Source organism: Pseudoduganella sp. GCM10020061, assembly GCF_042683405.1.
In the GTDB taxonomy this organism is placed as follows: domain Bacteria; phylum Pseudomonadota; class Gammaproteobacteria; order Burkholderiales; family Burkholderiaceae_D; genus Telluria.
This window is the reverse complement of the sequence record NZ_JBHUJS010000011.1, coordinates 41,869-66,942: the sequence shown is the minus strand read 5'-3', so window position 1 is coordinate 66,942 and position 25,074 is coordinate 41,869. Positions and strand designations below refer to the sequence as shown.

The following is a 25,074-nucleotide window of genomic DNA, read 5'->3' as shown; positions in this document are numbered from 1 at the left end:
CCATGTCTAGGTCAGCTAGGCTGCTCGGGAAAACCGGTCTTGAAGAGGACGACCAATGAGCGTGCAAAAACCTACCCCGGCGGAACTCGACCTGCTGCAAACGCTGTGGCCGATGGGTCCATCGACCGCGCGGCAAGTCCACGAGCAGATGCTCAAGGACCGTCCCGACGTCACCTACTCCACGGTCCTGCGCCTGATGCAGATCATGCACGGCAAGGGCCTGCTCACGCGCGACGAGAGCCACCGCTCGCACGTGTACACCGCCGCCTACGAGCGCGACTCGCTGCAAACCAACCTGCTCAAGGACTTCGTCAACCGCGCCTTCGCCGGCTCGGCCAAGGCGCTGGTGCTGGCCGCGCTCAAGAGCGGCATCTCGAAGAAGGAGCGCGCCGAGATCGAAGCGCTGCTGAAGGAGGACAAAGAATGAACGGTTTCATGACCGCCCTCGGCTGGACGCTGGTCGACTTCGTATGGCAAGGCGCCGTCATCGGCGTACTTGCGGCGGCGCTGCTGGCCGCCATGCGCCGTGCCGCGCCGGGTCCGCGCTACCTGGTCGCCTGTGCCGCGATGCTGGCCTGCTTCGCCTGGCCGGCCATGACGCTGGCGGCGCGGCTGTCCTCCGCCGAAGCCGCGTCGCTTGCCCTGCTGGCGCCGGGCGCGGCATCCGCCGCGATCGCGGGGCCTTCCCGCATGCTCGACCTGCTTGGCCCGCACCTCGATACCATCGCCTGGGCGTGGGCAGCGTGCGCACTGGCTCTTGGCACGCGGATGACGGCTGGCCTCCTGTGGATCGGCCGCCACAGCGCTGCCGATGGCACGCCGCATGCGGCGCTCCAGGCGCGCCTGGCACAGCTGGCTGGCCGCTTCGGAGTCACGCGCGAGGTGCGCCTGCGCGTCCTCGACAAGCTCGCCAGCCCCATCACCGCAGGCTGGTGGCGCCCGGTCGTGCTGGTGCCGGCATCGCTCGTCACCGGCATGCCGCCCGACCTGCTCGACGCCCTGCTCGCCCACGAGATGGCGCACATCAAGCGCATGGATTACCTGGTGAACCTGTGCCAGAACGTGATCGAAACCCTGCTGTTCTACCACCCGGCCGTGTGGTGGATCTCGAAGCAGGTGCGCGACGAGCGCGAAAAAATCGCGGACGACCTGGCGGCCCGCCAACTGGGCGAACCACGCCGGCTGGCATTGGCGTTGTCCGAACTGGAAAAGATCCAGTTCTCGCACCATCACCTGGCCCAGGCGGCCAACGGCGGCGACCTGATGGTTCGTATCAAGCGCCTGATCAAACCCGACACCAGGTCGTCCGGCTGGAGCGCGTTCGTCCCGGTGCTTGGCCTGGCGCTCATGGCCGGCGCCTTGCATGTCGGCCAGCCGGCGCGTGCCGACGCCGACGCGGCCGCTGATCGCATCGAAAAGCCGCAGCTGAACTTTGCAAGCTGCGCCAAGCCCCGCTATCCCGCCGAATCGCTGGCCCGCAAGAGCGAAGGCACGGTGAAGATGATCTTCAACGTGACTGCGGAAGGGACCGTGGAGGACGGACAAATCCACACATCGAGCGGTGATGCGTTGCTTGACGCCGCCGCGCTCAACGCCCTGCGCAAGTGCACCTTCAAGCCGGGCACGCTGAACGGTATACCGATCGCGCTGCAAGCGCAAATCCAGTACGTCTGGACGCTCCGGTAATGCGCCCTGCGAGGAGAACTGTGGGCCGGCTTGCGCTCGGCCTGTTCGCGCTCGTGGCAGCGTACGTGGCGATCGTCTCCTTCCCGCAGCCGATGTTCGCGCACCACGTGCGCTACCAGAATTATGAAGTCTGGTCCGACGAGCCTATCCCGGACAGCATCGCAGCGGTGCTGGACGACGCCACCCGCAGGCTGAAAACGTCGGAACTCTACAAGCCCGACTGGACGATCAAGCTGTTCATCTGCAATGCCCCATGGCGCCTCTGGTTCTACGGGATGCGCTTCGATACGACGATGGGCGGCGGCGCCGAGATGCTCCTGACCCGCAACATCGTCATCCGCTCGGCGGACATCGCGAATAACACCGTGCGCATGCCGCAGGGTCGGCGCCTGGTAGACGCGGACCTGCGTCCGCTCTCCTACTTTATCGCTCACGAAGCGGCGCACATCTTGCAATCGCGCGCGTTCGGCCGCACAACCTACATCACCAAACCCGTGTGGCTGAGCGAAGGATTCGCCGACTATATCGGAAAAGGTGGCCAGTTCGACGCAGCCGCGGAGCACAAGCTGTACCAAATGGGCGCGCTGAACTGGTACCCTCGCACGTATCGGCGCTACCACCTGATGCTGGACTTCCTCATCCGTGAGAAAGGCATGACCTGGCAGGAGCTGTTCACAGATCCTCCGTCCGAAGAGACGGTGCGCCGCATGCTCGACGCCCGCTAGCCCAGAACTGCCGGCCCGGCCGCCGGGTCGATTGGTATGAGACGAGCTACACCTGGGAACAGTGAACGCTGCGCCGGGACGAAAAAAAAAAGGACGCTTCAAAGCGTCCTTTTTTAACGTCAGCGCGTCGCGTCAAACTGCGGAAACGTCCAGCTCCGCGCCGGTCGCCTTCAGCACTTCTTCCACGCCGACGCCAGGCGCCAGCTCGACCAGTTTCAGGCCACGCTCGGTGATGTCGATGACGCCCAGGTCGGTGATGATGCGGTCCACCACGCCCACGCCGGTCAGCGGCAGGTCGCACTTCTCCAGGATCTTGTGCGAAGTGGTGCCGTCCTTGGCGGTGGCGACGTGTTCCATCACGATGACCACGCGCTTGACGCCGGCCACCAGGTCCATCGCGCCGCCCATGCCCTTGACCATTTTCCCCGGAATCATCCAGTTGGCCAGGTCGCCGGTCTGCGATACCTGCATCGCGCCGAGAATCGCCAGGTTGATCTTCCCGCCGCGGATCATGCCGAACGAATCGGCGGAGCTGAAGAAGGCCGCGCCGGGCAGCGCCGTCACGGTCTGCTTGCCGGCATTGATCAGGTCAGCGTCCACCTCCGCGTCGGTCGGGAACGGACCGATGCCCAGCAGGCCATTCTCGGACTGCAGGAATACTTCGATATTGTCCGGGACGTAGTTCGCCACCAGCGTCGGCAGGCCGATGCCGAGGTTGACGTAGAAACCGTCCTGGAGTTCTTGCGCCGCGCGCGCGGCCATTTGGTCACGAGTCCATGCCATGTTCTTGTCTCCGGTATTCGCTTAGTTAGGACGCACGGTGCGCTGTTCGATGCGCTTTTCCGGGGTCGGGTTGACGACGATGCGGTGCACGTAGATGCTTGGCAGGTGCACGGCATCCGGATCGATCTCGCCCACTTCCACGAGCTTTTCGACTTCGACGACGCAGATCTTGCCGGCCATCGCCACGTTCGGGTTGAAGTTGCGGGCGGTCTTGCGGAACACCAGGTTGCCGGCCTTGTCGGCCACGTGCGCCTTGACCAGCGCCACGTCGGCCACCAGCGAACGCTCCATCACGTACTGCTCGCCGTCGAACTCGCGCACTTCCTTGCCTTCGGCTACGATGGTGCCCACGCCGGTCTTGGTGAAGAAGGCCGGGATGCCGGCGCCGCCTGCGCGCAGCTTTTCCGCAAGCGTGCCCTGCGGGGTGAATTCCAGGTCCAGCTCGCCGGCCAGGTACTGGCGCGCGAACTCCTTGTTCTCGCCGACGTAGGACGAGATCATCTTCCTGATCTGGCGCGTGGTGAGCAGCTGCCCGAGGCCGAAGTCGTCCACGCCCGCGTTGTTCGAGATGGCCGTCAGGCCGGTGACGCCGGAATCGCGCAGCGCGAGGATCAGCGCTTCCGGAATCCCGCACAGGCCGAAGCCGCCGACCGCGATGGTCTGGTTATCTTTGACAATGCCGGCCAGCGCCGACGCCGCATCAGGATAAACTTTGTTCATACCCGTCCCTTTTATCGTTAATCTGTACAGCAGAGTAGGAAGCCAGCATAGAATACGCGTTCAGAAAGCACAATACCGTAGAAATACCTGTCCAATCCGAGGCTGCGCAAACGATGACCGCAAACCCTGCCATCGACTTCGAAACCATCTTCCGGTATGCGCCGGTGGGCATGTGCATCTCGGTCGACCGCGTGATCCAGTCGTCCAACGATACGCTGGAGGACATGTTCGGCTACGCGCGCGGCGAACTGGCCGGCAAGTCGTTCCAGGTGCTGTACCCGACCATGGACGAATTCCTGCGCACGGGCGACCGCATCGTACCGATCATGAATGCCAAGGGACGCTACTCGGACGAGCGCATCATGCGGCGCGCGAACGGGGAGCTGTTCTGGTGCCATGTGAGCGGGCGTGCGCTCGACCCCCGGCAGCCGCTCGGTGCCGGTGTATGGACGTTCGAGGATGTCAGCGAAAAGCGGCCGGTGTCGAAGGAGCTGACACCGCGCGAGCGCGAGATCGCCGCCTTCATCGTCGAAGGCAAGACCAGCAAGATCATCGCCAAGGAGACGGGCCTGTCGCCGCGCACGGTGGAAATGCACCGCGCGAAGCTGATGCGCAAGTTCAGCGCCTCCACCTCCTCTGAATTAGTCCACAAGCTGATGGGCGCTTAGGGAACTGGCCAGGTTTTTTTTACGGTCAATACATAACTGTTCTACTCGACGCGGAGTATCCACGGGCAGCCCTTCCAATGGTTTCACTGACCCGACCGCCTGCTCCTACGAACGCGACCACACCGGGATCCGAAACGATGAGCACGCTGCGAGCAACTCTTCACCAGGCGCCACTTGTCCAGATCGACCGAAGGATCCTGGTTATCCGCGCACAGAGAATCATGCTTGATGCTGACCTGGCTGCTTTGTATGGCGTAACCACAAGCGCCTTGGTGCAAGCGGTCAAACGCAACCTCGACCGCTTCCCGGAAGATTTCATGTTCCAGTTAGATGCCATCGAATGGGACGCTTTGAGATCACAATCTGTGATCTCAAAGCCTGGGCGTGGGGGCCGACGCTAACGCGCCGTATGCGTTCACGGAACAGGGCGTAGCGATGCTCTCGTCAGTACTGGGCAGCGCGCAAGCGATCGCACTACCGAGGTTTGCACCTGCGGGGACCGCCCGTTTACGCCAGCAATGCGCGGACCTGGTCGGGAAGCGGGACGGACTTTTCCTGCTTCATGTTGACCCAGACGATCTTGGCGCCGCCTTCGGCATTCACCTCGCCCGCCACGCCGTCCGGCCCGACGGCGCGGATCTCGTGCGTCATCTCGAAGCTGGAGCGGCCCGCCGGGCCAACGAAGGTACGGATTTCAATGTCGCCCGGGTACTTCAACTGGCGCATGAAGGAGCAGAACGCACTGACGATGACAGGGCCCTCGCCTTCCGCCGTCGGCTCGTAGCGGTTCTCTTCGAGCCAGGCGATACGCGCGGTTTCTATATAGCGGAAGTAGACGGTATTGTTGACATGCCCCATGGCGTCCATGTCGCCCCAGCGGATCGGCATGCGCATGGTGTGGACGTGCTTTTTGTCGGTCATGCAGTCATCCCGTCGTCCGCCGCGATCACGGCGCCGTTGACGAAGTGCGATTCCTCGGACGCGAGCAGGAGCAGCAGCCCGTCCAGGTATTCCGGCTTGCCCACGCGCTTGCGCGGCAGCGATTCGATCAGCTGCAGGCCCTGCTCGGACGCGAAGTATTCCTCGTTGATCTCGGTGGCGATGTAGCCCGGGCAGATCGCGTTGACGTTGATGTTGTACTTGCCCCATTCCAGCGCCATGGCGCGCGTCATCTGCACCACGCCGGCCTTGCTCATGCAGTACACGCCGATCTGCGGGATCACGCGCATGCCCGCCACGGAGGCGATGTTGATGATCCGGTGGCTCTTCTTCGGGTCGCCCTTGGCGCGCGCCACCATCCGCTTGGCCGCCTGCTGCGCCACGAAGAAAGCGCCGCGCAGGTTGGTGTCCATGACGAAGGCGTAGTCCTCTGGCGTCACGTCCAGCAGGCGCTGGGTGGCCGAGACGCCGGAGTTGTTCACCAGGATGTCGATCGGCCCTGCTTCGGTCTCGGCGTGCGCGATGGCCGCCTTGATGCTGTTGTAGTCGGTGACGTCCATCGTGACCACATGGGCGGCGCCGCCGGCCGCCTCGATCTCCGCGCGCAGCTCCTTGAGCCGCTCGACGTCGCGCGACGCCAGCACGACCTCGGCGCCGGCCGCCGCCAGGGCCCGCGAAAAACTGGCGCCCAAGCCACTCGACGCTCCTGTCACAAGGGCGATCTTGCCCTCGAAATTCACTTCAATACCCACAATCGGACTCCCCGGATCGCTAATGCTGGCGAAACCATCATCTTACACAAATCGCCACATTAGATTGCGCAGTCTAATAATCAGGCGAACTAACACCCAAAGTTGCAATCCTCGCTAAAAACACGCACACTTCGTGCCTGATTCTTTGCACCCTTGCCCACCATGAATGAGCCAAACAAACTAGTAGAACAATTCGGCCCGCGCGAAGCGATGGAATATGACGCGGTCATCGTCGGCGGCGGCCCTGCCGGACTGTCCGCCGCGATCAGGTTGAAACAGCTGGCCGCCGAAAAAGGCCAGGAGATCAACGTCTGCGTACTGGAAAAAGGCTCCGAGGTCGGCGCGCACATCCTGTCGGGCGCCGTGATGGACCCGCGCGCGCTGACCGAGCTGCTGCCGAACTGGAAGGAACTGGGCGCGCCGCTGAACACCGAAGTGACCGAAGACCGTGTGCTGTTCCTGACCGAGAAGAAGGCGTACCAGACGCCTGGCTTCATGGTGCCGGCCTGCTTCGAGAACCATGGTAATTACATCGTCTCGCTGGCGAACGTGGTGCGCTGGCTCGGCCAGCAGGCCGAAAGCCTGGGCGTCGAGATCTTCCCCGGCTTCCCTGCGGCGGAAATCCTCTACAACGACGACGGCTCGGTCAAGGGTGTCGCCACCGGTAACATGGGCGTCAAGCGCGACGGCGAGCCGGGTCCCGACTTCCAGCTCGGGATGGAACTGCACGCCAAGTACACGCTGTTCGCGGAAGGTTCGCGCGGCCACCTCGGCAAGCGCCTGATCGCCAAATATGAACTCGACAAGGGCAAGGACCCGCAGGCCTACGGCATCGGCATCAAGGAGCTGTGGGAGATCGATCCGGCCAAGCACAAGCCGGGCCTGGTCATCCACACCACCGGCTGGCCGCTGCCGCACGACACCTACGGCGGCTCCTTCCTGTATCACCTGGAGAACAACCTGGTGGCCGTCGGCTATGTGGTGGGCCTGAACTACGCCAACCCTTACCTGTCGCCGTACGAGGAGTTCCAGCGCTATAAGACGCACCCTGAGATCCGCACCTTCTTCGAAGGCGGCAAGCGCATCTCCTATGGCGCGCGCGCGATCACCGCCGGCGGCCTGCAGTCGCTGCCGAAGGTGGTGTTCCCGGGCGGCGCGCTGATCGGCTGCGACGCCGGCTTCCTCAACATGAGCCGCATCAAGGGCAGCCATGCCGCGATCAAGACCGGCATGCTGGCCGCCGAATCGGTGGCGCAGGCGCTGGCCGCCGGCCGCCAGCACGACGAACTGGCCGAGTATCCGCAGGCGTTCGAAGCGTCGTGGCTGAAGGAAGAGCTGCACGTGGCGCGCAACGTCAAGCAGTGGCTGAACAAGGGCCTGGTGCTGGGCACCATCATGACCGGCATCGACCAGATCGTCTTCCGCGGCAAGGCGCCGTGGACGCTGCGCCACTCGAAGGCGGATCACGAGTGCCTGCGGCCGGCGGCGGACTTCCGCCCGATCGTGTATCCGAAGCCCGATGGCAAGCTGACCTTCGACCGCCTGTCGTCGGTGTTCATCTCGAACACCAACCACGCGGAAGACCAGCCGGTGCACCTGACGCTGAAGAACGACAGCATTCCGGTCGGCGTGAACCTGGCGCAGTTTGCCGGTCCCGAGCAGCGCTACTGCCCGGCGGGCGTGTACGAGTTCGTGAAGACGGACGACGGCAAGGACAAGCTGCAGATCAACGCGCAGAACTGCGTGCACTGCAAGACCTGCGACATCAAGGATCCGACGCAGAACATCGTGTGGGTGACGCCGGAAGGCGGCGGCGGGCCGAATTACCCGAACATGTGATCGCAAAAAAACCTGCTTCGGCAGGTTTTTTTATTGGGGACGGTCCCCTTAGCGGTGCGCGCGGTTCAGGCGGCGCTCGGCGATGCGCTGCAGGTGCTCGAACCCGAGGCTCATGATCCAGTAGATGCACGCGGCGGCGATGTACAGCGGCAGCGGCTGGAACGTCACCGCGATCACCTCCTTGGTGGACAGCATCAGCTCGGTCATGGTGATCACCGAGACCAGCGAGGTATCCTTGATCAGGCTGATGAGCGTATTGCTCATCGAGGGAGCCGCCACCCGCAGCGCCTGCGGCATCACCACAAACCACAGCGACTGCCAGTATCCCAGGCCGAGGCTGAAGCTGGCCCGCCACTGGCCCTGCCCGATGCTCTGGATCGCGCCGCGCAGGCTCTCCGACAGGTAGGCGCCCGCATTCAGGGACAGCGCCAGCACGCCTGCAGTGACCGGCGTGAATTCGATCCCGATGCTTGGCAGGCCATAGTAAATGACGAACAGCTGCACCAGCAGCGGCGTGCCGCGCATCGCGCTCACGTACACCGATGCCGGCCAGCGCACCAGCGCCCATGGCGACAGCCGCATCACCGCAACCGGGAAGCCGATCGCCAGGCCGCCGACCATCGATGCCAGCGCAAACAGGAGCGTGTACATGGCTCCCGTCATCAAGACGGGAGCGGCTTCGCGCAGCAGCTCGAACAGTTCGACCATCAGTTCGGCGCGCGCGTCACGTCAGCGCCGAACCACTTGACCGATGCCGCCTTCAGGCTGCCATCGGCCTGCGCGTCCGCGAGCGCCTTGTTCAGCGCCGACTTGAACTTCGGGTTGTTCTTCTTGAACGGGATGCCGGTGCGCTCGATCGCGCCGACGCGCGCGCCGGCCTTGATCGGCAGCTTTGAATTCTGCAGCAGGTAGGCGACCATCAGGCTGTCGTTGAGGGCCGCGTCGATGCGGCCGAACGCCAGGTCCTGCAGGTTCTCGGGCGCGGCCGGATAGCTGCGCACCTCGATGCCCGGCACCGCCTTGGCCTGCTGTTCGAATACGCTGCCCTGGCCGACGCCGATCTTCTTGCCCTTCAGGTCCGCCAGCGAACGGTAGGCCGCGCTGTCGTTGCGGCGCACGATCAACTGGGGACTGGAGAAGGTGTACGGGGTCGAGAAATCGAAGGCCTGCACGCGCTTGGGACTGATGCCGACCTGGCTCACGATCACGTCGTACTTGCCCGCGCCCAGTCCCGCCAGGATCGCACTCCACTCGGTGGTCACGAATTCCGGCTTGAGGCCCAGCTTGGCAGCGACGATGCGCGCCACGTCCACGTCGTAGCCGGCCAGTTGCCCCGACTTCGGATCCTTGAAATTGAATGGCGGGTAGGTGCCTTCCATTGCGATGCGCAGGGTGCCGCGCGCCTTGGCCACGTCCAGCAGGTCGGCCGCGATGGCGGGCAGCGAGAGCAGTGCGCCCAGCGCCAGCGTCAAGAGCTGTTTTTTCATGCGTGAATCCTTAGAGATAACTGTGGCGGCGGCTGCCGAACGGATGGCCGGTCACGAGGATCGTGCTCGACACCAGCGTGGACAGCCCCAGGATGAGCTGGACCAGGCGGTCGGCCGGCAGCACCCAGAGCCGGCCCTTGGGCGGCGTGACGCTGGTGGCGGCTTCGATCAGCGGGGAGATCCATTCGGCCTCCGCGTCGAGGTCTACTACGACCGCGTCCTCCTGGGTCTGCATGGTCAGGCTGCCGCCCGGCGCAAGCTCGAAGCGGATGCCCGCTCCCGTTTCGCGCGGGCCGATCATTTCCTGCATGCAGGCGTTGTGTTCCTCGATCCAGGCCTCCACATCTTGTGGTGTGAGCAGTTCCACCCAGGGGCGTGGTTTGAATCGGGGTGCGGCTGCGTGGTTCATGATGGGGAAAAATTGCTGGACGGCATATCGTACGGCATTTTACCTGCCCCGTCTGTATGTTCAAGGAGCTCGACAGATGCACAAGACCAAAGGCGCGTATGTTTCGGAGTTCGAACGGTATATGGATGCGTTCCTGAAGAAGCACCCGGACGTCATCGAGGACCAGGAACGGGGCTGGTATATCTGGTGGGACCACCGGCTGGACCTGGACCAGGCCGAAAAGGAGCGCGAGTCCGAGGTGCCGGCCAAGCCGTATCCCTACGACTGATCAGCCTTTCCAGGTTCGCTGCAAGCCGGTGTCGGTATGGATCCAGCCGCCGGACGGGCCGGAACGGTAATAGAAGCCTACCCCGCCGGTGCGGAAGCTGCGGATCAGCCCGCCCAGCACCTCGGCCGACAGGCGCGGCACCCGGATATCGGCCGCCTTGCCCTGCAGGTGCAGCGACTGTCGCGCCGCAGGAATGCCCTGCTCGCGCAGGCGGTTGTTGGATTCCTCGGTCCGGTAGCCGGACAGGATCTCGAGCGGCTGGCTGATGCCGTAGCGTTCGATGAAGGCCTGCGTACCCCACAGCGTCTCGAACAGCTTGGGGTCGATCGGGGCGGCGCGCTTGCCGTTCACGTCGCGCAGCACATGGCACAGCTCCTGGTAGGCCGAATCGATGACCTCGCCATCCTTCCAGTACAGCACCCTGGTGCGCTCGCCGGTCTGCGGACGCACCAGCGACAGCGTGCGCGGCTTGAGCCAGAAATCCAGGTCGAGCGCCTGCGCATCGAACAGGTCGGGCGGCGGCGCCAGCTCGGTCTGCGCGGCCGCTTCCTTGCGGGATTTAGCCCACACCATCGGGGCAGCGAGCGCCGACAACGCGAACGAGCGCCGGATAAATTCTCTGCGTGAAGCCATCTACGGTAACCCAACAATAACGTGGCCCGTACTATAGCGGAACGTAGCGGTTTTTCAAGTGAGCACGGGCAAGAATGTTGACTGCGCAACAAGCCCTTTGGTGAAGATCAGCCGCTGCAGCCGCAGAAGCGTTGCTTTGCGGCGCCCGCCTGCACCGGCTCGTCCAGCTTCTTCCAGAAGAAATCGCATTCGAGGCCGAAGCAGGATCGCTCGCGCCCGCCGTGCAGGTAGCCGTTGCGGGCATAAAAGGCGCTGGCCGCCGCAGTGCTGTTCAGGCGGATGGTCGTCACGCCCCAGGCGCGCGCCTGTTGCTCCAGGCCGCGCAGCAGGGCCTTGCCGGCGCCGATGTGCAGCGCCTCCGGCAGCACGTAGCACAGCGAAAGCTTGCCGGCCTGGTTGACCAGGCCGACGCCGACCACCTTCCCGTCCAGTTCCGCCAGCAGCGAACAGTTGGCGGGCGAGGCGAACCAGCCGGCCACCGTCTGGGGATCCTTGTTGCCGAGCCAGGCGTCCAGCACGACCGGATCGTTGCGGTGATCCTCGGCGCAGCATTCCACGATCGAACGGCGCAGCACGGTGCAGGCGGCGCTGGCGTCTTCAGGGGTGGCGGTGCGGATCACAAGGTTCATGTTTCAGGCAAAAAATGCGGAAGCGGTATGCATATACCCAACTATACACTGGCCTCGCCAATCGGGTCGGCTGCGGATTGTAAGCCAGTGTCCTGCGATACCTCAACAGATTTGGCGCAACCGTTGTATCGGCGCTTTGTTACCCCATCCATGACGAAATGACAGCAAAACAGCCCATTTTTGGCATATTAAGAAGCCATTCTGATCACAGAACGCGATTTTTTTAGCGATTACGCGGCATATTGGTGTGCTTGGCATTTACATGGGGATTTTCAGGTGCTATCGTCGGTACTTAAAGTAATGCTTCACGGCCCGACACACTTTCAGTGTCACATGTAACATTTTCCTGTGGAGCCTTCTCAGCTATGAAATGGAGATCCATGATCAAGAAACTGTTCGTCGCCGCCTTCCTGTCCGTTGCCGCTAGCGCCGCGTTCGCGCTACCGTTCGGCTCGAAGTCCGTGCTCGTCGTCGAAGACGAGACCGGTAAGATCCTGCTGGAAAAGAACGCCAATGCGGTCGTCCCGATCGCATCGCTGACCAAGCTGATGACCGCGATGGTCGTGCTCGACGCCAACCAGGACATGGACGAGCGCATCGCGATCGACCGTACCGACGTCGACACGCTCAAGCACAGCAGCTCGCGCGTGCCTGTGGGCAGCGTCATCGCGCGCCGCGACGTGCTCCTGCTGGCCCTGATGTCGTCCGATAACCGTGCCGCCGCCTCGCTGGGCCGCACCTATCCGGGTGGCTTCGCTGCGTTCAAGGCTGCCGTCAACGCCAAGATCGCCGCGCTGGGCATGACCAACACCGTCATCGAAGAGCCGACCGGCCTGTCGCCGCGCAACCGCTCGACCGCAGCCGACCTGATCAAGATGGCCCAGGCAGCTTCCAAGTATCCGGAGATCACCCGCCTGTCGACCACCAGCAATGAAGAAGTGCGCCTGGGCAGCCGCGCGGTCGGCTTCCACAACACCAACCGCCTGGTGAGCGCCAAGGGCTGGGACATCGGCCTGTCGAAGACCGGCTACACCCGCGAAGCCGGCCGTTGCCTGATCATGAGCATCAAGATGGCGGGCAAGAACGCCACCCTGGTGCTGCTGAACGCGCAGACCACTTCCAGCCGCGTGCTGGACGCCATGAACATCCGCCGCTTCATCACCGGCGAAGAGCCGCAAGTGGCAAAGGTGCGCAAGGCAGTCAAGTCGCGCAAGGTTGCCAAGGGCAAGCGCTCGTCGATCCGCATCGTCAAGGCCAAGAGCAGCATCAGCAAGAGCAAGAAGCGCGTCTCGACCCGCAAGCGCCGCTAAGCGGCACGCTCCCCAAAAGGACGCTTCGGCGTCCTTTTTTATTGCCTCAATATTGGCGGAATCGGTCATGTTTGGGCCGATTCCGCCAAACGCAGGGCAGGCACAACCCATCCGTTGACGAGACGTCTTCAACAGAGAGGTGCAGTGTGCGCGGCGTCAGGCGAGGCGGGCGCGCAGGCCGCTGGCGCGCTGGGTGCGCGTGGCGATGCCCTGCTCGAGGACGCTCGCGCCAGAGGACATCAGGGTGAAGCGGCGGCTGGCGCGGGTGATACCTGTGTAGATCAGCTCGCGGGCGATCACGGCGCTGCGCTCGCGCGGCAGGACCAGGACGGTGTGGGCAAATTCGGATCCCTGCGACTTGTGGACGGTCATGGCGAAGGCGGTGTCGACGTGGCGCAGGCGTGTGGCGAGCACGCTGCGCACGCTGTCGCCTTCCAGGAAGTACACGCGCAGGGAGCCGGGCCGCGCCGGATCCGGCAGCGTCAGCCCGATGTCGCCGTTGAAGACGCCGGCGCCGTAGTCGTTGCGGGTCACCATGACGGGACGGCCGACGTACCATTCGCCGCGACCGGGCAACAGGCGCAGCGCGTCGAGACGCTCTTCGATGGCCGTGTTCAGGCCGTCGACGCCCCACTCGCCTTCGCGCACTGCACACAGGAGCCGGAAGGATTCGAACGCCTGCAGGATCGGCCGGGCGTCGTGCGGGTCGGCGCGCAGGCGCTCGAGGTAGGGCCGGTAGCCGTCCACGGCAAGCTGCACGACGCTGCGCTGGCTGGCCTTGTCCTGCCATTCGACCTCGGGACCGCCGCTCGCGAGCACTTCGCGCACGCGCTCGATGTCGCCGGCATTCACGGCGAGGGCCAGCTGGCCGATCGGGCCGCCGAAGCGCCGGCTGCGCCGCAGCATGACAGTCTGCTGGGCCAGGGCGCCGCCATTGCCGTGGAATGCGTCCGGCACCTGCTCGCCGCTGGCCTGTTCGATGAAACCGACGGTGTCGGCTGTGTAGTTGCCGGCCTGGGCGTCGTGGCACAGGTCGCCCAGCACGGCGCCCGCCTCGACCGATGCCAGCTGGTCCTTGTCGCCCAGCAGGACCAGCGTGGCGTGCGCTGGCAGCGCGTCCAGCAGCGCGGACATCATCTCCAGGTGCACCATCGATGCTTCGTCGACGATCAGGACGTCCACGTCGAGCGGGTTGCCGCGGTGGTGCGCGAACGCGCGCGTATCGGGCCGCGCGCCCAGCAGGCTATGCAGGGTGCGCGCGGCGCCCATGCGGGCAATCAGTTCGCGCAGGTCGAGTTCCCCTTCCACGCGGCCGGCCAGTTCGCCCAGCGCCTTTTCGATCGATTGCTTGAGGCGGGCCGCCGCCTTGCCGGTTGGCGCAGCCAGCGCGATGCGCTGCTGCCGGGCGTTGCCGGCAGTGGCGAACAGCAGCGCGAGCAGGCGCGCGACGGTATAGGTCTTGCCGGTGCCGGGACCGCCCGTAATGATGGCGACATGGCTGCGCAGGGCGACCGCGCAGGCGAGCTTCTGCCAGTCCTGCCCATCCTCCCCTTTGCGGTCCTGGACGAAGAGCGCGTCCAGCCATGCGCGCACGGCGCCGGTGTCGACCTCGCGGCGCGCGCACGCACGCTCCATGATGGAGCCGGCAACCTGCGCTTCGTCGCGCCAGTAGCGGCGCAAGTACAGGCGCTCGCCGTCCAGCACCAGCGGCTGGCCGAAGTCGAAATCGCCAGGCAGCCAGACCTGGCCCGCGGCGCCCAGGACCTCGCCCCATGCTTTGGCGGTGCGCGGCAACGCGTGGCAGTGCTGGCCCAGCGCGCGCCAGTCTTCGCCATCCCAGCCCAGCAGCTCGGCCGGCTTCGATGCCAGCTCGCCCAGCACCAGGCAGCTGTGGCCGCGGCCTTCGAGTTCGGACAGGACCACGCAGGCCAGCATCAGCTCGGGGCCGCCGCCAACGGTGGAGGCGATGAAGCGCGCGAAGGCGCCGGATAGGCGGCGCAGCTTGCCCTCTTCGGTCAGGCGATCCACCTCGAGCCAGAGTGGGTTCAGGTCAGCCATGCGCGTCCTCTCCCTTCAACAGGCCATCGATGGCGTCCAGCAGTTCCAGGTCCGGTGCGAGCATGCAGCAGCCGCGCGTGGACGGGTTGCCGATCCCGCGCAGGAACAGGAAGATAGCGCCTCCCAGCTGCCGCGCCGGATCGTAGCGGTCGCCCAGCCGGCTCGCCAGCAGGCGGTGCAGCGCCAGCATATAGATGGCGCCCTGGATGTCGTAGCGGTGCGCGGCCATGGCGGCATCCATCGCGCCTGCCGTGTAGGCGGCGTCGCTGCCGCCCAGCGCATTCGATTTGTAGTCGAGCACCCAGTACCTGCCTTCGTGTTCGAACACCAGGTCGGCAAAGCCCTTGAGCATGCCGTGCAGCTCGCGCGCCGGCAAGAGCGGGCGCGCAATGCCGCCCAGCGTGCGGTCCGCACACAGGCGGTCGAGCGCGCGCACGTCCAGCCGCTCGCTCGGGAACCAGAATTCCATTTCCGGCATCGACACGCCGATGGCGGACAAGGCGCCGCCCAGCGGCGGCAGCGGCGCAGCTGCGACCGCGTCGACCCATGCCAGGGTCTCTTCCAGCCGGTGCTCCCATCCGGCGCGGCGGATGTGCTGCTCGATACGCCGCCTGGCGTAGTCATGGCCAAGCTGGCCGAAGCCTTCGCGCGCAGCCAGTTCCAGCACGCCGTGCAGGAAGCTGCCGGGCACCGGCCCGCGCGGGAAGCGGTGCCACGGCGCGTCGTCCAGGCGCGACGCGGCCACGGCATCGCCGTCTTCGAGCAGGGTCTCGTCGGCGGCCTGCGCGGGCGGCGCGCTGGTCTGGCGCGTGATCGAGGTGAAGCTGCCGACCGACCAGTCGCGTTCGAACTGGCCGTCGAATTCGCAGGCGTCGCGCAGCGCCGGCTGCACGTCGGCGCGGTCGAGCATGGTCATCCCCTCGGGTGCGCCGACCGACGCGAAGGCGATGTCGCAGCCCTCGCCGCGCACGCTGTCCCAGCAGGACCGCAGGCCCGCCGCCTCGACCGGTTCACCGCCGCCAAGCAGGTAGCCGAGCGCCGATTCATGCAGGCGGCTCTTGCCGGTGCGGCCGTCCGCGATCGCAGCCACGCCCAGCCACAGGAAATGGCCGGCGCGCGTGAGTGCCACGTACAGCAGGCGCAGGTCTTCCTCGATGCGCGCCCGTTCGACGGCAGCCATCGCCTCGTCGCGCAGCGCCAGGTCCAGCTTGCGCACGCCGTCGCCGTCGACGTATTCGAAGAAGCTGCGGTTGCGCTTTTCGGTCTTGCGCGCGGTGACCGCGAACGGCAGGTACACCAGGGGATACTCCAGGCCCTTCGATTTGTGGACCGTGACCACCTTGACCAGCGCAGCGTCGCTCTCCAGCCGCAGCACGCGCTCGTCGCTGTCCTCGCCCTCCCCCTGCACCTGTTCGGCGAACCAGCGGATCAGCGCCTGCTCGCCATCGAGCTGGGTGCTGGCACTTTGCAGCAGCTCCGCCAGGTGCAGCAGGTTGGTGAGGCTGCGTTCCCCGCCCGGCTGGCCTAGCAGCAGCGCCGGCAGGCCCAGTTCGTGCACGAAGCGCCGCAGCATCGCCAGCACGCCCTGGCGCTGCCATACCGAGTGCAGGGACTTGAGCTGTTCGACGCGCTGCTCCCACGCGGCCTCGTCGTGCGACAGGCGCGCCAGTTCGGCCAGCGGCAGCGCGGCGGTACGGGTGGCAAAGGCGGCCCGCGCCAGCGCGCCGTCGAGCGGGCTGGCAACGGCGCCCAGCCAGCGCAGCATGTCGGCCGCTTCCACGCTTTCCATCACGGAGTCCTTGTCGGACAGGTAGACGCTGGCGACGAGGCGCTGCTGCAGGGCCTTGCGGATTGCGTTCGCCTCCTTGCGGTCCCGCACCAGCACGGCGATATCGGCCGGCGCCACGCGGCGGAAGCCCTGTGCGCCGTCGAAGCCGACCGCGGGGTTGTTCAGCAGGCCGACGATGTGTTCGGCGCAGTGCTGGGCAAAGAAGTCCCGGTATTCGTTGACGCGCATGTCATCGCGCTCGCTCGCGCACACGGCCAGCGCCTGGTAGGGTCCCTCGACGCCCACCAGGCGTTCGGACTTCCCTTTTGCGTCCACCGGATCGAACGGCAGCGGATTCATGCCGTCCCTGCGGAACCGGAAGGCGCCGGCGGCAAAGCCGGACTTGCCCGCGCCGTCGCCTTCGGCGTGCATGAACAGCTGGTTGACTGCGGCCACCAGCGCTTCGGTCGACCGGTAGTTGGTGCCGAGCTGGTAGTGGCGGCCCTCGGTCGCGCGGCGCGCGGCCAGGTAGCTGTGGATGTCGGCGCCGCGGAAGCCGTAGATCGATTGCTTGGGGTCGCCGATCAGCAGCAGGCCGGTGTCGGCGTCGTTGTCGGCCACGCGGTAGAGCAGGTCGAAGATGCGGTACTGGTCCGGCGAGGTGTCCTGGAATTCGTCGATCATCGCGACCGGGAACTGCTGCACGATGCGCTTGCGCAGCGCCGCGCCGTTCCCGCCTTCCAGCGCGGACTTGAGCCGTTCCAGCATGTCGGCAAAGCCGAACTGGCGGCGCCGGCTCTTGAGTTCTGCCATGCGGCGCGTGATGTGCGCGCACGCGTGGCGCACCAGCGCATGCTTCAGCGGCTCGACTTCGGCCAGGCATTCGCGCAGCGTGGCGAACGGTTCGAAGCAGCCAGGGACCTCGGCCACGAAACTGGCGGAGAAGGCGTCCGCGATGCCGTCCGGGGTCAGGCGCTTCCAGGCCGCCTCGGTCAGGTCGGGCATGTGCTGCGCCGGGTCGGCCGCCCATGCGCGCAAGGCGCCGAAGGCCTTGGCCAGGGTGTCGGCGCGCATCTTGTTCCCGTTGAAGCACTTGGGATTGGCCTCGCGCTGCGCGGCGATCCAGCCTTCCATGCTGTCGGTGCGCTCCGCCCAGCCTTCCTTGATCCGCGCCAGGCAGGCGCGCCGTTCGGCTTCGGCCCGCGCAATCAGCTGCGCCAGCGGCTCATGCGGTACCTCGCCCAGCAGGGCGGCGCGGTGCACCAGCTGGCCCAGCGCGGACTTGAGGGCGCCCACGTCCGGCCAGCAGTCCAGCACCGATTGCAGCGCACGGGCATCGAGCGAGTAGACATGCGCGCGCCAGTAGTCGTGCACGGCGTCCTCGAACAGGGCGCGCTCGTCGCTGACCAGTTCCTCGTCGAACAGGCTGGCGCTGTCGAATGCGTGCTCGCGCAGCATGCGCTGGCACCAGGCATCGATGGTGAATACCGAGGCCTCGTCCATCGTCTCGGCGGCAAGCGCCAGGCGGTGCGCGCAGGCCATGCGTTCGCGCTCGTCCGGATAGCTGGCGGCCAGCGCGCGCAGGAACGGGTCGGCGCCCTCGCCGCCGCTGCGGAAGAAGGCGGCCGCCTCGACCAGGCGCTCGCGCACGCGGTTGGACAGCTCGCGCGTGGCGGCGCGGGTGAAGGTCATCACCAGGATCTCCGGAGGCATCAGCGGCCGCTGGAACGCCGCCCCTGCCCCGTGGCCCAGCACCAGGCGCAGGTACAGCGCGGCGATGGTCCAGGTCTTGCCGGTGCCGGCAGACGCTTCGATCAGGCGCGAGCCGTGCAGCGGGAATGCCAGGGCGTCGAGTTTTTCGCTCATGCCTGCTCCTCGCCGATCTTGCGCACGCTGACGTATTCGGCGATCCAGTCGACCAGGGGCCGGTACAGGGCGTCGGCGACTTCCGGGAACGCCTCTTCCCCGCTCAGCGTGGCGAAATCCGGCCACAAGCGGGCCAGGCACAGGTCGTCGACCTCGCCGCTCATCTCGAAGTCGCCTTCGTAGACGCGGCGCGCATCGCCGTCATGCAGCATGGCCAATGCGGTCTTGCAAGCCACCGGCAGCGGCGCGTCTAGGTTGCTGCGCCACAGGCGCGCCAGTTCGGACAGCGCGGCGATCGCCCCTGCCTGCGGCAGCGGCGCCATGGTCACGACCGCGTCGCGCGCCACCAGGTAGCCCGTCACCGGCTGGCCGGCGGCGGCGCAGGCCAGCTGGCGTAGCCAGGCACCGGCCAGCTTTTCGTCGCGCACTTCGCCCGCCTTTGACAGCACGCGCGACGACATCTGCGCCAGCCAGGCGACGTCGCTGCCGTCCGTGCGCAGCTTGTCCACCCAGTCCTCGAAGCGCAGTTCGCCGAAGTCGAGGCTGACCGCCAGCTTGGGCGCAGGCGTGCGGAAGCGCTCGCACAGCGACAGCCAGCTGCTGCGCACCGGGACCAGTTCCTCCACCAGTGCTTCTTCCCATAATTTGCCGACCAGGCCGATCGGCAGCACGCCTTCGCGCGCCAGTCCGCCCGCGCGCTCGGCCAGGCGGGCGCGCACCTCGGCCAGCGATTCCGGCTCGGCGCTGTCGTCCAGCAGGCTGTCCTCGACGCCGTAGCGCTGCAGCGCATCGAGCGAGAACGGTTCGTCGTCCTCGCCCACCACCGCCGAATCGCCAAAGCTCACGCCGAGCCTGCGCCGGAAGAAGTGGCGTGCGGGCTGGCGGAGGAAATCGGCAAGGTCGTGGAAGCGCAGCGCGTAGCCCGCTTCGAGTTCGAACGGCGGGAGCACGTCTTCCCGCTCCGCCTGCCCCGCATGGGCGGCCCGCCATTCGCCGGCATAGGTGAACAGCCTGGCGTCGCCCTCGAAGTAGCGGCGGCTGAACGGCTGCAGCGCGTGCACGGTGGTCAGCTTGCCTGGATCGATCCGCCAGCCGGCGTGCAGGTAGTCGCGCAGCTGCGAGACCAGTACGGAAGCCGGTTGTTCGGAGTTGTCGCGCACGTTGCGGCCCGCCCAGCTGATGTACAGCTTGTCGCGCGCGGCCAGCAGCGCTTCGAGCATCAGGTAGCGGTCGTCGTCGCGGCGCGAGCGGTCGCCGGGCCGCGCCATGCCGGGCAGCGCCAGCAGGTCGAAGTCGGCGTGGCGGGCGCGGCGCGGGAATTCGCCGTCGTTCATGCCGAGCAGGCACACCACGCGGAACGGCACGGCGCGCATCGGCATCAGGGTGCAGAAGGTGACGCCCCCGGAGACGAACTGGTGGTTCAGCGCAGGCTCGTCGAGCAGCTTGAGCCAGGCTTCGCGCAGCACGCCCAGCGGGACCGGCTCGTCGAAGGCGCTGTCGGCGCAGGTCTCCAGCCATTTCTGCAGCGCCTCGTCGAGCTGGCGCAGCACCAGCTTGTCTTCCTCCTGGCGCGGCTTGAAGAACGCCGCCAGCAGCGCGCGCGCGGCAATGCCCCACTCCGCGGGACTGCGCTCTTCGTGCAGTGCGGCGCGCCAGTGCAGCAGCGCTTCGATGAACTGGGCCAGCGAACCGGCCAGCGCGGCGTCCAGGCCGCCCACTTCGCGATAGGGCTCGATGCCTGCGAACGCTTCGCCGTCGCCGCTCGCGTAACCGAGCAGCATGCGGCGCACGCCGAAGATCCAGGAATTCTGTTCGCCCGCTGCGCCCAGGCCCAGGCTGTCGCGGTGGGCAGCGTCGAGACCCCAGCGCACGCCAGCACCCTCGATCCATTGTCCCAGCAGAGCGAGGTCGTCTTCGTCGAGGCCGAAGCGCGCCGAGATCGCTGGCACGTCGAGCAAGTCGCGCACTTCGCTCTGGCGGCAGCGCTGCTGGGGCAGGCGCAGCAGCCATTCGAGCGCCACCAGCAGCGGATCGACGCTGCGGTCGCGCACATCGCCGATTTCGAAAGGAATGTAGCGCGGGTCGCTGCGCTTGTGCTGGTCGAACACCGCGTGGATGGCGGCCGAGAAGGTGTCGATGTCCGGCACCATCACCACCACGTCGCGCGGGCGCAGCGTGGGATCTGCGGCGAACCAGGACAGCAGCTTGTCATGCAGGATCTCGACTTCGCGCTGGGTGGCGTGGGCCACGGCGAATTCGATCGACCGGTCGTCAGGCGCCGGCTGCGGGAAAGCGTGTTCAGGCAGCGGCAGCAAATCGCGCACCGCGCACTGGACTTGCGCCAGCAGGGTCTCGCCCTCGTCCTCGCCGAACAGGTCCACGCGCAGGTTGTCGTAGCGTCCTTCGCTGGCGCTGTCGAATTCGTCGAGCATGCGCACGAAGTCGCGCCCCTGCCTGCCCCAGCTGGCCAGCAGCGGGTTGCTGTGCAGGTGCAGTTCTTCCATCGGCACTGCCGACAGGTCCTGCCCGGCGCGCGGCTGCTGGCGGCGGTAGGCGGCGCGCAGCAGGTCGCGCCCTTCGATGATGTCGCCCCAGTAGTAGCGGCACGGGTTCGGCACCGCCAGGATCACCTGGGTATGCGCGGACAGCGCGGCCATCGCCTGCAAGGTCTGGTACGGCAGTGCGGAGATGCCAAACAGGACCACGCGCCGGGCCAGCGGCGCGGCCGGGGCGCGGCCCTCGGCGATCGCCTGCACGAAGCGGGTGTGGACGGTGGCGCGCCCGGTACCGCGCTCCTGCACCGGCAGCTCCTCGTTCACGGCGCGCCACAGGTGGGCCTGCCACACTTGGTCCTCCGGCAGCGGCGCCACTTCGCCGCGCGCGCTGCGCAGGCAGTCGCGGCCCGCGGCCCAGTCTTCCAGCCAGTCGGCGCGGTAGACCTGGTACTGGTCGAACAGGTCGGCCAGCCGTTCGGCCAGCTGCAGGCGCCGTTCCGGGTCGCCGTCGCCGAGGAAGTGGCGCAGCGGCGCGAACGGGGCCCCGTCCAGCAGCGCCGGCAGGAGCCGCATCAGGCGCCAGGTCAGCGGGCCCTTGTCGAAAGGTGAACGGGCCGGAACCTGTTCGCGCCCCAGCATGTTGCGGTACGCCTCCCACAGGAAGCGGGCCGGCAGCGCCACGCGGGTGGCGGCGCACACGCCGGCGTCATGCGCTAGCGCGATCTTCAGCCACTCGGCCACTCCGTTCGACTGTACCAGGATGGTCTCTTCTTCCAGTGGCCCGAGCGGATGCTGGCGCAGCCATGTAAATACGGCGCTGCGCAGCTCTTCCAGCTGGTTGCCATGCAAAATGAGCAAGCCGGGCGAAACGGGTGTGGGCATCGGGCGAGGGAGGGTGGAGGACTGCAGAAGCATAGCGCTTTTGCCGCTCCCGCGGTAGAGCCTTCAGAGCTCGCCGGCCTCGATCCTGGCCTTGACCAGGCTATCGAGCCGCGCCGCCAGCCGCCGCAGGTCGCGCGCCATGGCGCCGGCCCTGGCCGGATCGCCGTCGTGGCCAATGTCTTCCAGCTGCGCGCACAGGCTGGCGAAGCTGGCCGCGCCCACTGCGCGGGCCGGGGACTTGAGCCGGTGCGCCAGGCCGGCGGCACGGCGCAGGTCGCCCTGCGCGAGCGCCTGGTCCAGCTCATCCAGCCCGCTGCGCGAGGAATCGAGGAACAGCAGCGCGAACTTGCGCATGCGCCCGTGGTCGCCCGCGAAGGTCGCGGACAGCGCAGCCATGTCGAACAGGGTGGCGTCCCACCCTTTCTCCGGCGGTTCGGCGGGGGCCGGCCCGCCGGCACGCTCCCGGCCGGGCTGCGCCAGCCGGCGCGCAACGGTCCCCAGCAGCTGCGCGGGCGCGACCGGCTTGGTGATGAAGTCGTCCATGCCGGCCTCGATGCAGCGCGCGAAATCCTCTTTGCCCGCGTTGGCCGTCATCGCGATCACCAGCGTGTCCTTCAGGCGCGGGTCGGATCGGATCAGGCGCGTGGCCTCAAAGCCGTCCATCACCGGCATCTGCACGTCCATCAATACGCAGTCGAAGCGCTCCTTGAGCAGCAGGTCGACCGCTTCCTTGCCGTTCGCGGCGACCAGCACCGTGGCACCCGCGTCTTCAAGCAGTTCGCGCCCGACCTGCTGGCTGAACACGTTGTCCTCCACCAGCAAGATGCGGGCCCCTTCCAGCGCCGCCGCAAGGTCGGGCGGCAGGCTGTCCTCGCCGTTTTGTTCCATCGCCGCGCCCAGGCCCAGGCGGGCGGTGAACCAGAAAGTACTGCCCTCCCCCGGTGCGCTCTGCACGCCCACCGTCCCTCCCATCAGCTCGGCCAGCTGCTTGCTGATCACCAGTCCCAGGCCGGTGCCGCCGTAGCGGCGCGTGGTGCTCTGGTCGCCCTGATGGAATGGCTGGAACAGGCCGCCGAGCTCCTCCGGCCCGAGCCCGATACCGCTGTCGCGCACTTCGAATCGCACCAGCACGCTGTCGGAGCTGCCGCCGTCCTCCTGCCCCTGCTCCAGCGACACCGTGGTCCGGACCACGCCATGGTCCGAAAATTTGACCGCGTTGCCCACGAAGTTGATCAGGACCTGTTCCAGCCGCAGCGGGTCGCCGCGCAGCCATGGCGGCACGCCCGGCCTGACCTCGAATTCAAGCCGCAGGCCGCGCGCCCCCGCCGCATCGCCCATCTGCCCCTCCACATTGCGCAGCAGCGTGTGTAGCCCGAAGTCGAGCAGCTCCAGTTCCAGCTTGCCGGCCTCGATCTTGGAGAAGTCGAGGATGTCGTTGACGATCCCCAGCAGGTGGTTACCTGAATGCCGGATCTTTTCCAGATAGTCGCGCTGCTTGGGATCGGCCACGGAGCGCAGCGCCAGGTGCGCCATGCCGATGATGCTGTTGAGCGGGGTACGGATCTCATGGCTCATGTTGGACAGGAAGTTGCTCTTGGCCCGGTTGGCGGCATCGGCCTGCGCCTTCAGCCGGTGCAGTTCGGTGATGTCGGTGGACAGGCCGATCACGGCGCGCACTTCGCCATCGATGACCACCGGCGCCCTGACGGACCACAGCACCATCCTGCGCCCGTCCGGCGCGGTGAATTCGCGTTCGGCCACGTGCTCCCGGCCGGTGTCGAACACTTCCCGGTCCATTTCCCAGGACTCGCGCGCCTTCTCCGGGCCGAACAATTCGGTATCGCGCTTGCCGATGATGTCCTCCACCTTCCTGCCGATGGCGCGGGCGGACCGTGCGTTGGCATAGATGTAGCGCAGGTCGAGGTCCTTCATGTACACATAGGCATCCACGCTGTCGAGCACCGTATCGAGCAGGGTGCGCTGTTCGATCGCGCTGCGGCGCGACCAGTACAGCGTGAAGAAGAAGGCATACGCCAGCATGGTGCCGGCGCCGCCCGCCAGCATCGCCACCACCGGGAGCGATTCGTCGAAGTCCGTGTACAGGTCCTGCTTGCGGGCGCTGAAGTGCGCCTTCCAGAGCGTACCGCAGAAATCGACCGGCAACACCAGGTGGAAGCGGCCATTCTCGTCCGGCTGCTCCGGCGGGCCGCCTACCGGTCGGTTGCGGTCGTACAGCAGCTTGTCGGCAGGACGCAGGACGGGCGACGCCTCGCTCCCTGGGGCTTCGGACGTGGCGTACAGGGCCAGCCGCATGCCGCGCCGCGCCAGTTCGGCAATCGTGCCCTCGACCAGGCCGGGGATGCTGAAGCGCACCCCGACCGATCCCACATAGGCGCGCCGCCGCTCCAACAGCGTCGCCGGCGGCGCGCCCGTCCTGTACACAGGCACCCGGATGCTCAGTGCGTGGTGGGGTCTGGGGTTGGCAATGGGGATAGGATAGCCGGAAGCAGCCACGCCGGCGCTGTCCCTTGCGGCGTCGAGCGACCGGGCGACCCGGCGGACCGAGTACATGTCGAAGCCGAAGCGCTCGTGACCCACGTCCGATGGCTCGATGAAGGTCACCACCTCGTATTGCGGTCTGCGGTCGGCAGGCCAGATCGAAAAGCCGGGATAGCCTGCCGGGTCGAGGCTGCGGTCGCTGCGCACGGCGTTTTCGAATCCGTCGCGCGCCGCGTCCTCGAGGCGCACGGCATAGGTAAAGGAGCTGATGGCGGGACGGGCCGGCGACGCCACCAGTCCCTCTACAAAGCGATGGAAGCGGGTGCGCGTGACCGGCGTGTCGGGATCGCGGAACAGTGCTGCCACCGAGCGCACGGTGTTGGTGTAGGTCTCGATGCGCACTTTCAGCCCGGCCTGCGCAGCAAAAGCCATGCGTTCAAAGCGCCTGCGCGCATCTTCCTCCACGATCCGCTCGGCCGCCACGTACAGCGCCATCCCGACAAAAGCCGACAGCGCCATGCCCACGCCCCACAGCAGCGCACGCGAGGAGCCGGCGGCGCGGCCACCGGGGTGGCTGTCCAGTCGCAGTTGTGCCTGGGTCATGGCAAATCGGGGGAGTAAGCAGGAGTCGATCCGATCATATCACCCAAAGTCGAGT

21 protein-coding genes are annotated in these 25,074 nt (G+C 66.5%); 8 read left to right on the top strand and 13 right to left on the bottom strand.

What is annotated here, in order from left to right; translation table 11 throughout:
* Positions 1 to 55: 55 nt before the first annotated feature.
* The 3 genes from ACFSQR_RS14660 to ACFSQR_RS14650 are packed head-to-tail and all read left to right on the top strand — an operon-like array spanning position 56 to position 2,411.
* Entirely contained in the window at positions 56 to 427 is a 372-nt protein-coding gene (locus ACFSQR_RS14660; protein ID WP_377730669.1) for a BlaI/MecI/CopY family transcriptional regulator, read from the top strand.
* Positions 424 to 1,686 (top strand): TonB family protein, encoded by a 1,263-nt coding sequence (locus ACFSQR_RS14655; RefSeq protein WP_377730668.1) that lies wholly within the window; start codon positions 424 to 426, stop codon positions 1,684 to 1,686. Before ACFSQR_RS14660 ends, ACFSQR_RS14655 begins: the two co-directional genes overlap by 4 nt.
* Before the next feature lie 20 nt (positions 1,687 to 1,706).
* Positions 1,707 to 2,411: a hypothetical protein gene (locus ACFSQR_RS14650; RefSeq protein ID WP_377730667.1), complete on the top strand. Its 705-nt coding sequence runs from the start codon at positions 1,707 to 1,709 to the stop codon at positions 2,409 to 2,411.
* Positions 2,412 to 2,543: 132 nt separating this feature from the next.
* Here the strand turns inward: ACFSQR_RS14650 and ACFSQR_RS14645 are convergent, their stop codons facing one another.
* Both ACFSQR_RS14645 and ACFSQR_RS14640 read right to left on the bottom strand, forming a co-directional pair.
* Complete coding sequence (locus ACFSQR_RS14645) at positions 2,544 to 3,194, bottom strand: CoA transferase subunit B (protein ID WP_377730666.1); 651 nt, start codon at positions 3,192 to 3,194, stop codon at positions 2,544 to 2,546.
* 21 nt (positions 3,195 to 3,215) lie between these two features.
* Positions 3,216 to 3,914 carry a CoA transferase subunit A gene (locus ACFSQR_RS14640; RefSeq protein WP_377730664.1) on the bottom strand — a complete coding sequence of 233 codons (699 nt, stop codon included), beginning with the start codon at positions 3,912 to 3,914 and terminating at the stop codon, positions 3,216 to 3,218.
* Between the two features lie 113 nt (positions 3,915 to 4,027).
* Here ACFSQR_RS14640 and ACFSQR_RS14635 point away from each other — a divergent pair, with 113 nt between their 5' ends.
* Positions 4,028 to 4,582: a LuxR C-terminal-related transcriptional regulator gene (locus ACFSQR_RS14635; RefSeq protein ID WP_377730663.1), complete on the top strand. Its 555-nt coding sequence runs from the start codon at positions 4,028 to 4,030 to the stop codon at positions 4,580 to 4,582.
* Positions 4,583 to 4,719: 137 nt separating this feature from the next.
* Positions 4,720 to 4,983 carry an ORF6N domain-containing protein gene (locus ACFSQR_RS14630; RefSeq protein WP_377730661.1) on the top strand — a complete coding sequence of 88 codons (264 nt, stop codon included), beginning with the start codon at positions 4,720 to 4,722 and terminating at the stop codon, positions 4,981 to 4,983.
* Positions 4,984 to 5,089: 106 nt separating this feature from the next.
* Here the strand turns inward: ACFSQR_RS14630 and ACFSQR_RS14625 are convergent, their stop codons facing one another.
* Together ACFSQR_RS14625 and ACFSQR_RS14620 are read right to left on the bottom strand one after the other, a co-directional pair.
* Entirely contained in the window at positions 5,090 to 5,503 is a 414-nt protein-coding gene (locus ACFSQR_RS14625; protein ID WP_377730659.1) for an acyl-CoA thioesterase, read from the bottom strand.
* Positions 5,500 to 6,273: an SDR family oxidoreductase gene (locus ACFSQR_RS14620; protein ID WP_377730658.1), complete on the bottom strand. Its 774-nt coding sequence runs from the start codon at positions 6,271 to 6,273 to the stop codon at positions 5,500 to 5,502. Before ACFSQR_RS14620 ends, ACFSQR_RS14625 begins: the two co-directional genes overlap by 4 nt.
* A gap of 210 nt (positions 6,274 to 6,483) precedes the next feature.
* On the opposite strand from ACFSQR_RS14620, the gene ACFSQR_RS14615 reads away from it, so the two are divergent.
* Complete coding sequence (locus ACFSQR_RS14615) at positions 6,484 to 8,112, top strand: electron transfer flavoprotein-ubiquinone oxidoreductase (RefSeq protein ID WP_377730902.1); 1,629 nt, start codon at positions 6,484 to 6,486, stop codon at positions 8,110 to 8,112.
* Between the two features lie 48 nt (positions 8,113 to 8,160).
* On the opposite strand, the gene ACFSQR_RS14610 is transcribed toward ACFSQR_RS14615, so the two are convergent.
* From ACFSQR_RS14610 to ACFSQR_RS14600, 3 genes are read right to left on the bottom strand one after another with little or no spacing between them, the layout of a single operon-like run.
* A complete protein-coding gene (locus ACFSQR_RS14610; RefSeq protein WP_377730656.1) occupies positions 8,161 to 8,820 on the bottom strand; it encodes an amino acid ABC transporter permease in 660 nt (219 codons plus the stop codon).
* Positions 8,820 to 9,599 (bottom strand): transporter substrate-binding domain-containing protein, encoded by a 780-nt coding sequence (locus tag ACFSQR_RS14605; protein ID WP_377730655.1) that lies wholly within the window; start codon positions 9,597 to 9,599, stop codon positions 8,820 to 8,822. The genes ACFSQR_RS14610 and ACFSQR_RS14605 overlap by 1 nt, the downstream gene beginning before the upstream one ends.
* A gap of 10 nt (positions 9,600 to 9,609) precedes the next feature.
* Positions 9,610 to 10,008: a hypothetical protein gene (locus tag ACFSQR_RS14600; RefSeq protein ID WP_377730654.1), complete on the bottom strand. Its 399-nt coding sequence runs from the start codon at positions 10,006 to 10,008 to the stop codon at positions 9,610 to 9,612.
* Positions 10,009 to 10,084: 76 nt separating this feature from the next.
* Here ACFSQR_RS14600 and ACFSQR_RS14595 point away from each other — a divergent pair, with 76 nt between their 5' ends.
* Positions 10,085 to 10,276 (top strand): DUF3460 family protein, encoded by a 192-nt coding sequence (locus tag ACFSQR_RS14595; RefSeq protein WP_377730653.1) that lies wholly within the window; start codon positions 10,085 to 10,087, stop codon positions 10,274 to 10,276.
* Here ACFSQR_RS14595 and ACFSQR_RS14590 read toward each other — a convergent pair whose 3' ends face one another.
* Entirely contained in the window at positions 10,277 to 10,909 is a 633-nt protein-coding gene (locus tag ACFSQR_RS14590; protein ID WP_377730652.1) for a YcbK family protein, read from the bottom strand.
* Positions 10,910 to 11,016: 107 nt separating this feature from the next.
* On the bottom strand, positions 11,017 to 11,538 hold the full coding sequence (locus ACFSQR_RS14585; protein WP_377730651.1) for a GNAT family N-acetyltransferase: 522 nt from the start codon (positions 11,536 to 11,538) through the stop codon (positions 11,017 to 11,019).
* A 380-nt stretch (positions 11,539 to 11,918) separates the two neighbouring features.
* On the opposite strand from ACFSQR_RS14585, the gene ACFSQR_RS14580 reads away from it, so the two are divergent.
* Positions 11,919 to 12,848: a serine hydrolase gene (locus tag ACFSQR_RS14580; protein ID WP_377730650.1), complete on the top strand. Its 930-nt coding sequence runs from the start codon at positions 11,919 to 11,921 to the stop codon at positions 12,846 to 12,848.
* A 156-nt stretch (positions 12,849 to 13,004) separates the two neighbouring features.
* Here ACFSQR_RS14580 and recD read toward each other — a convergent pair whose 3' ends face one another.
* The 4 genes from recD to ACFSQR_RS14560 form a co-directional block, all read right to left on the bottom strand.
* On the bottom strand, positions 13,005 to 14,906 hold the full coding sequence (gene recD / locus ACFSQR_RS14575; protein ID WP_377730649.1) for an exodeoxyribonuclease V subunit alpha: 1,902 nt from the start codon (positions 14,904 to 14,906) through the stop codon (positions 13,005 to 13,007).
* Positions 14,899 to 18,540 (bottom strand): exodeoxyribonuclease V subunit beta, encoded by a 3,642-nt coding sequence (gene recB, locus ACFSQR_RS14570; RefSeq protein ID WP_377730648.1) that lies wholly within the window; start codon positions 18,538 to 18,540, stop codon positions 14,899 to 14,901. The genes recD and recB overlap by 8 nt, the downstream gene beginning before the upstream one ends.
* Complete coding sequence (gene recC / locus ACFSQR_RS14565) at positions 18,537 to 21,917, bottom strand: exodeoxyribonuclease V subunit gamma (RefSeq protein ID WP_377730647.1); 3,381 nt, start codon at positions 21,915 to 21,917, stop codon at positions 18,537 to 18,539. The genes recB and recC overlap by 4 nt, the downstream gene beginning before the upstream one ends.
* A 63-nt stretch (positions 21,918 to 21,980) precedes the next feature.
* Entirely contained in the window at positions 21,981 to 25,019 is a 3,039-nt protein-coding gene (locus ACFSQR_RS14560; protein ID WP_377730646.1) for a CHASE domain-containing protein, read from the bottom strand.
* Positions 25,020 to 25,074: the final 55 nt, after the last annotated feature.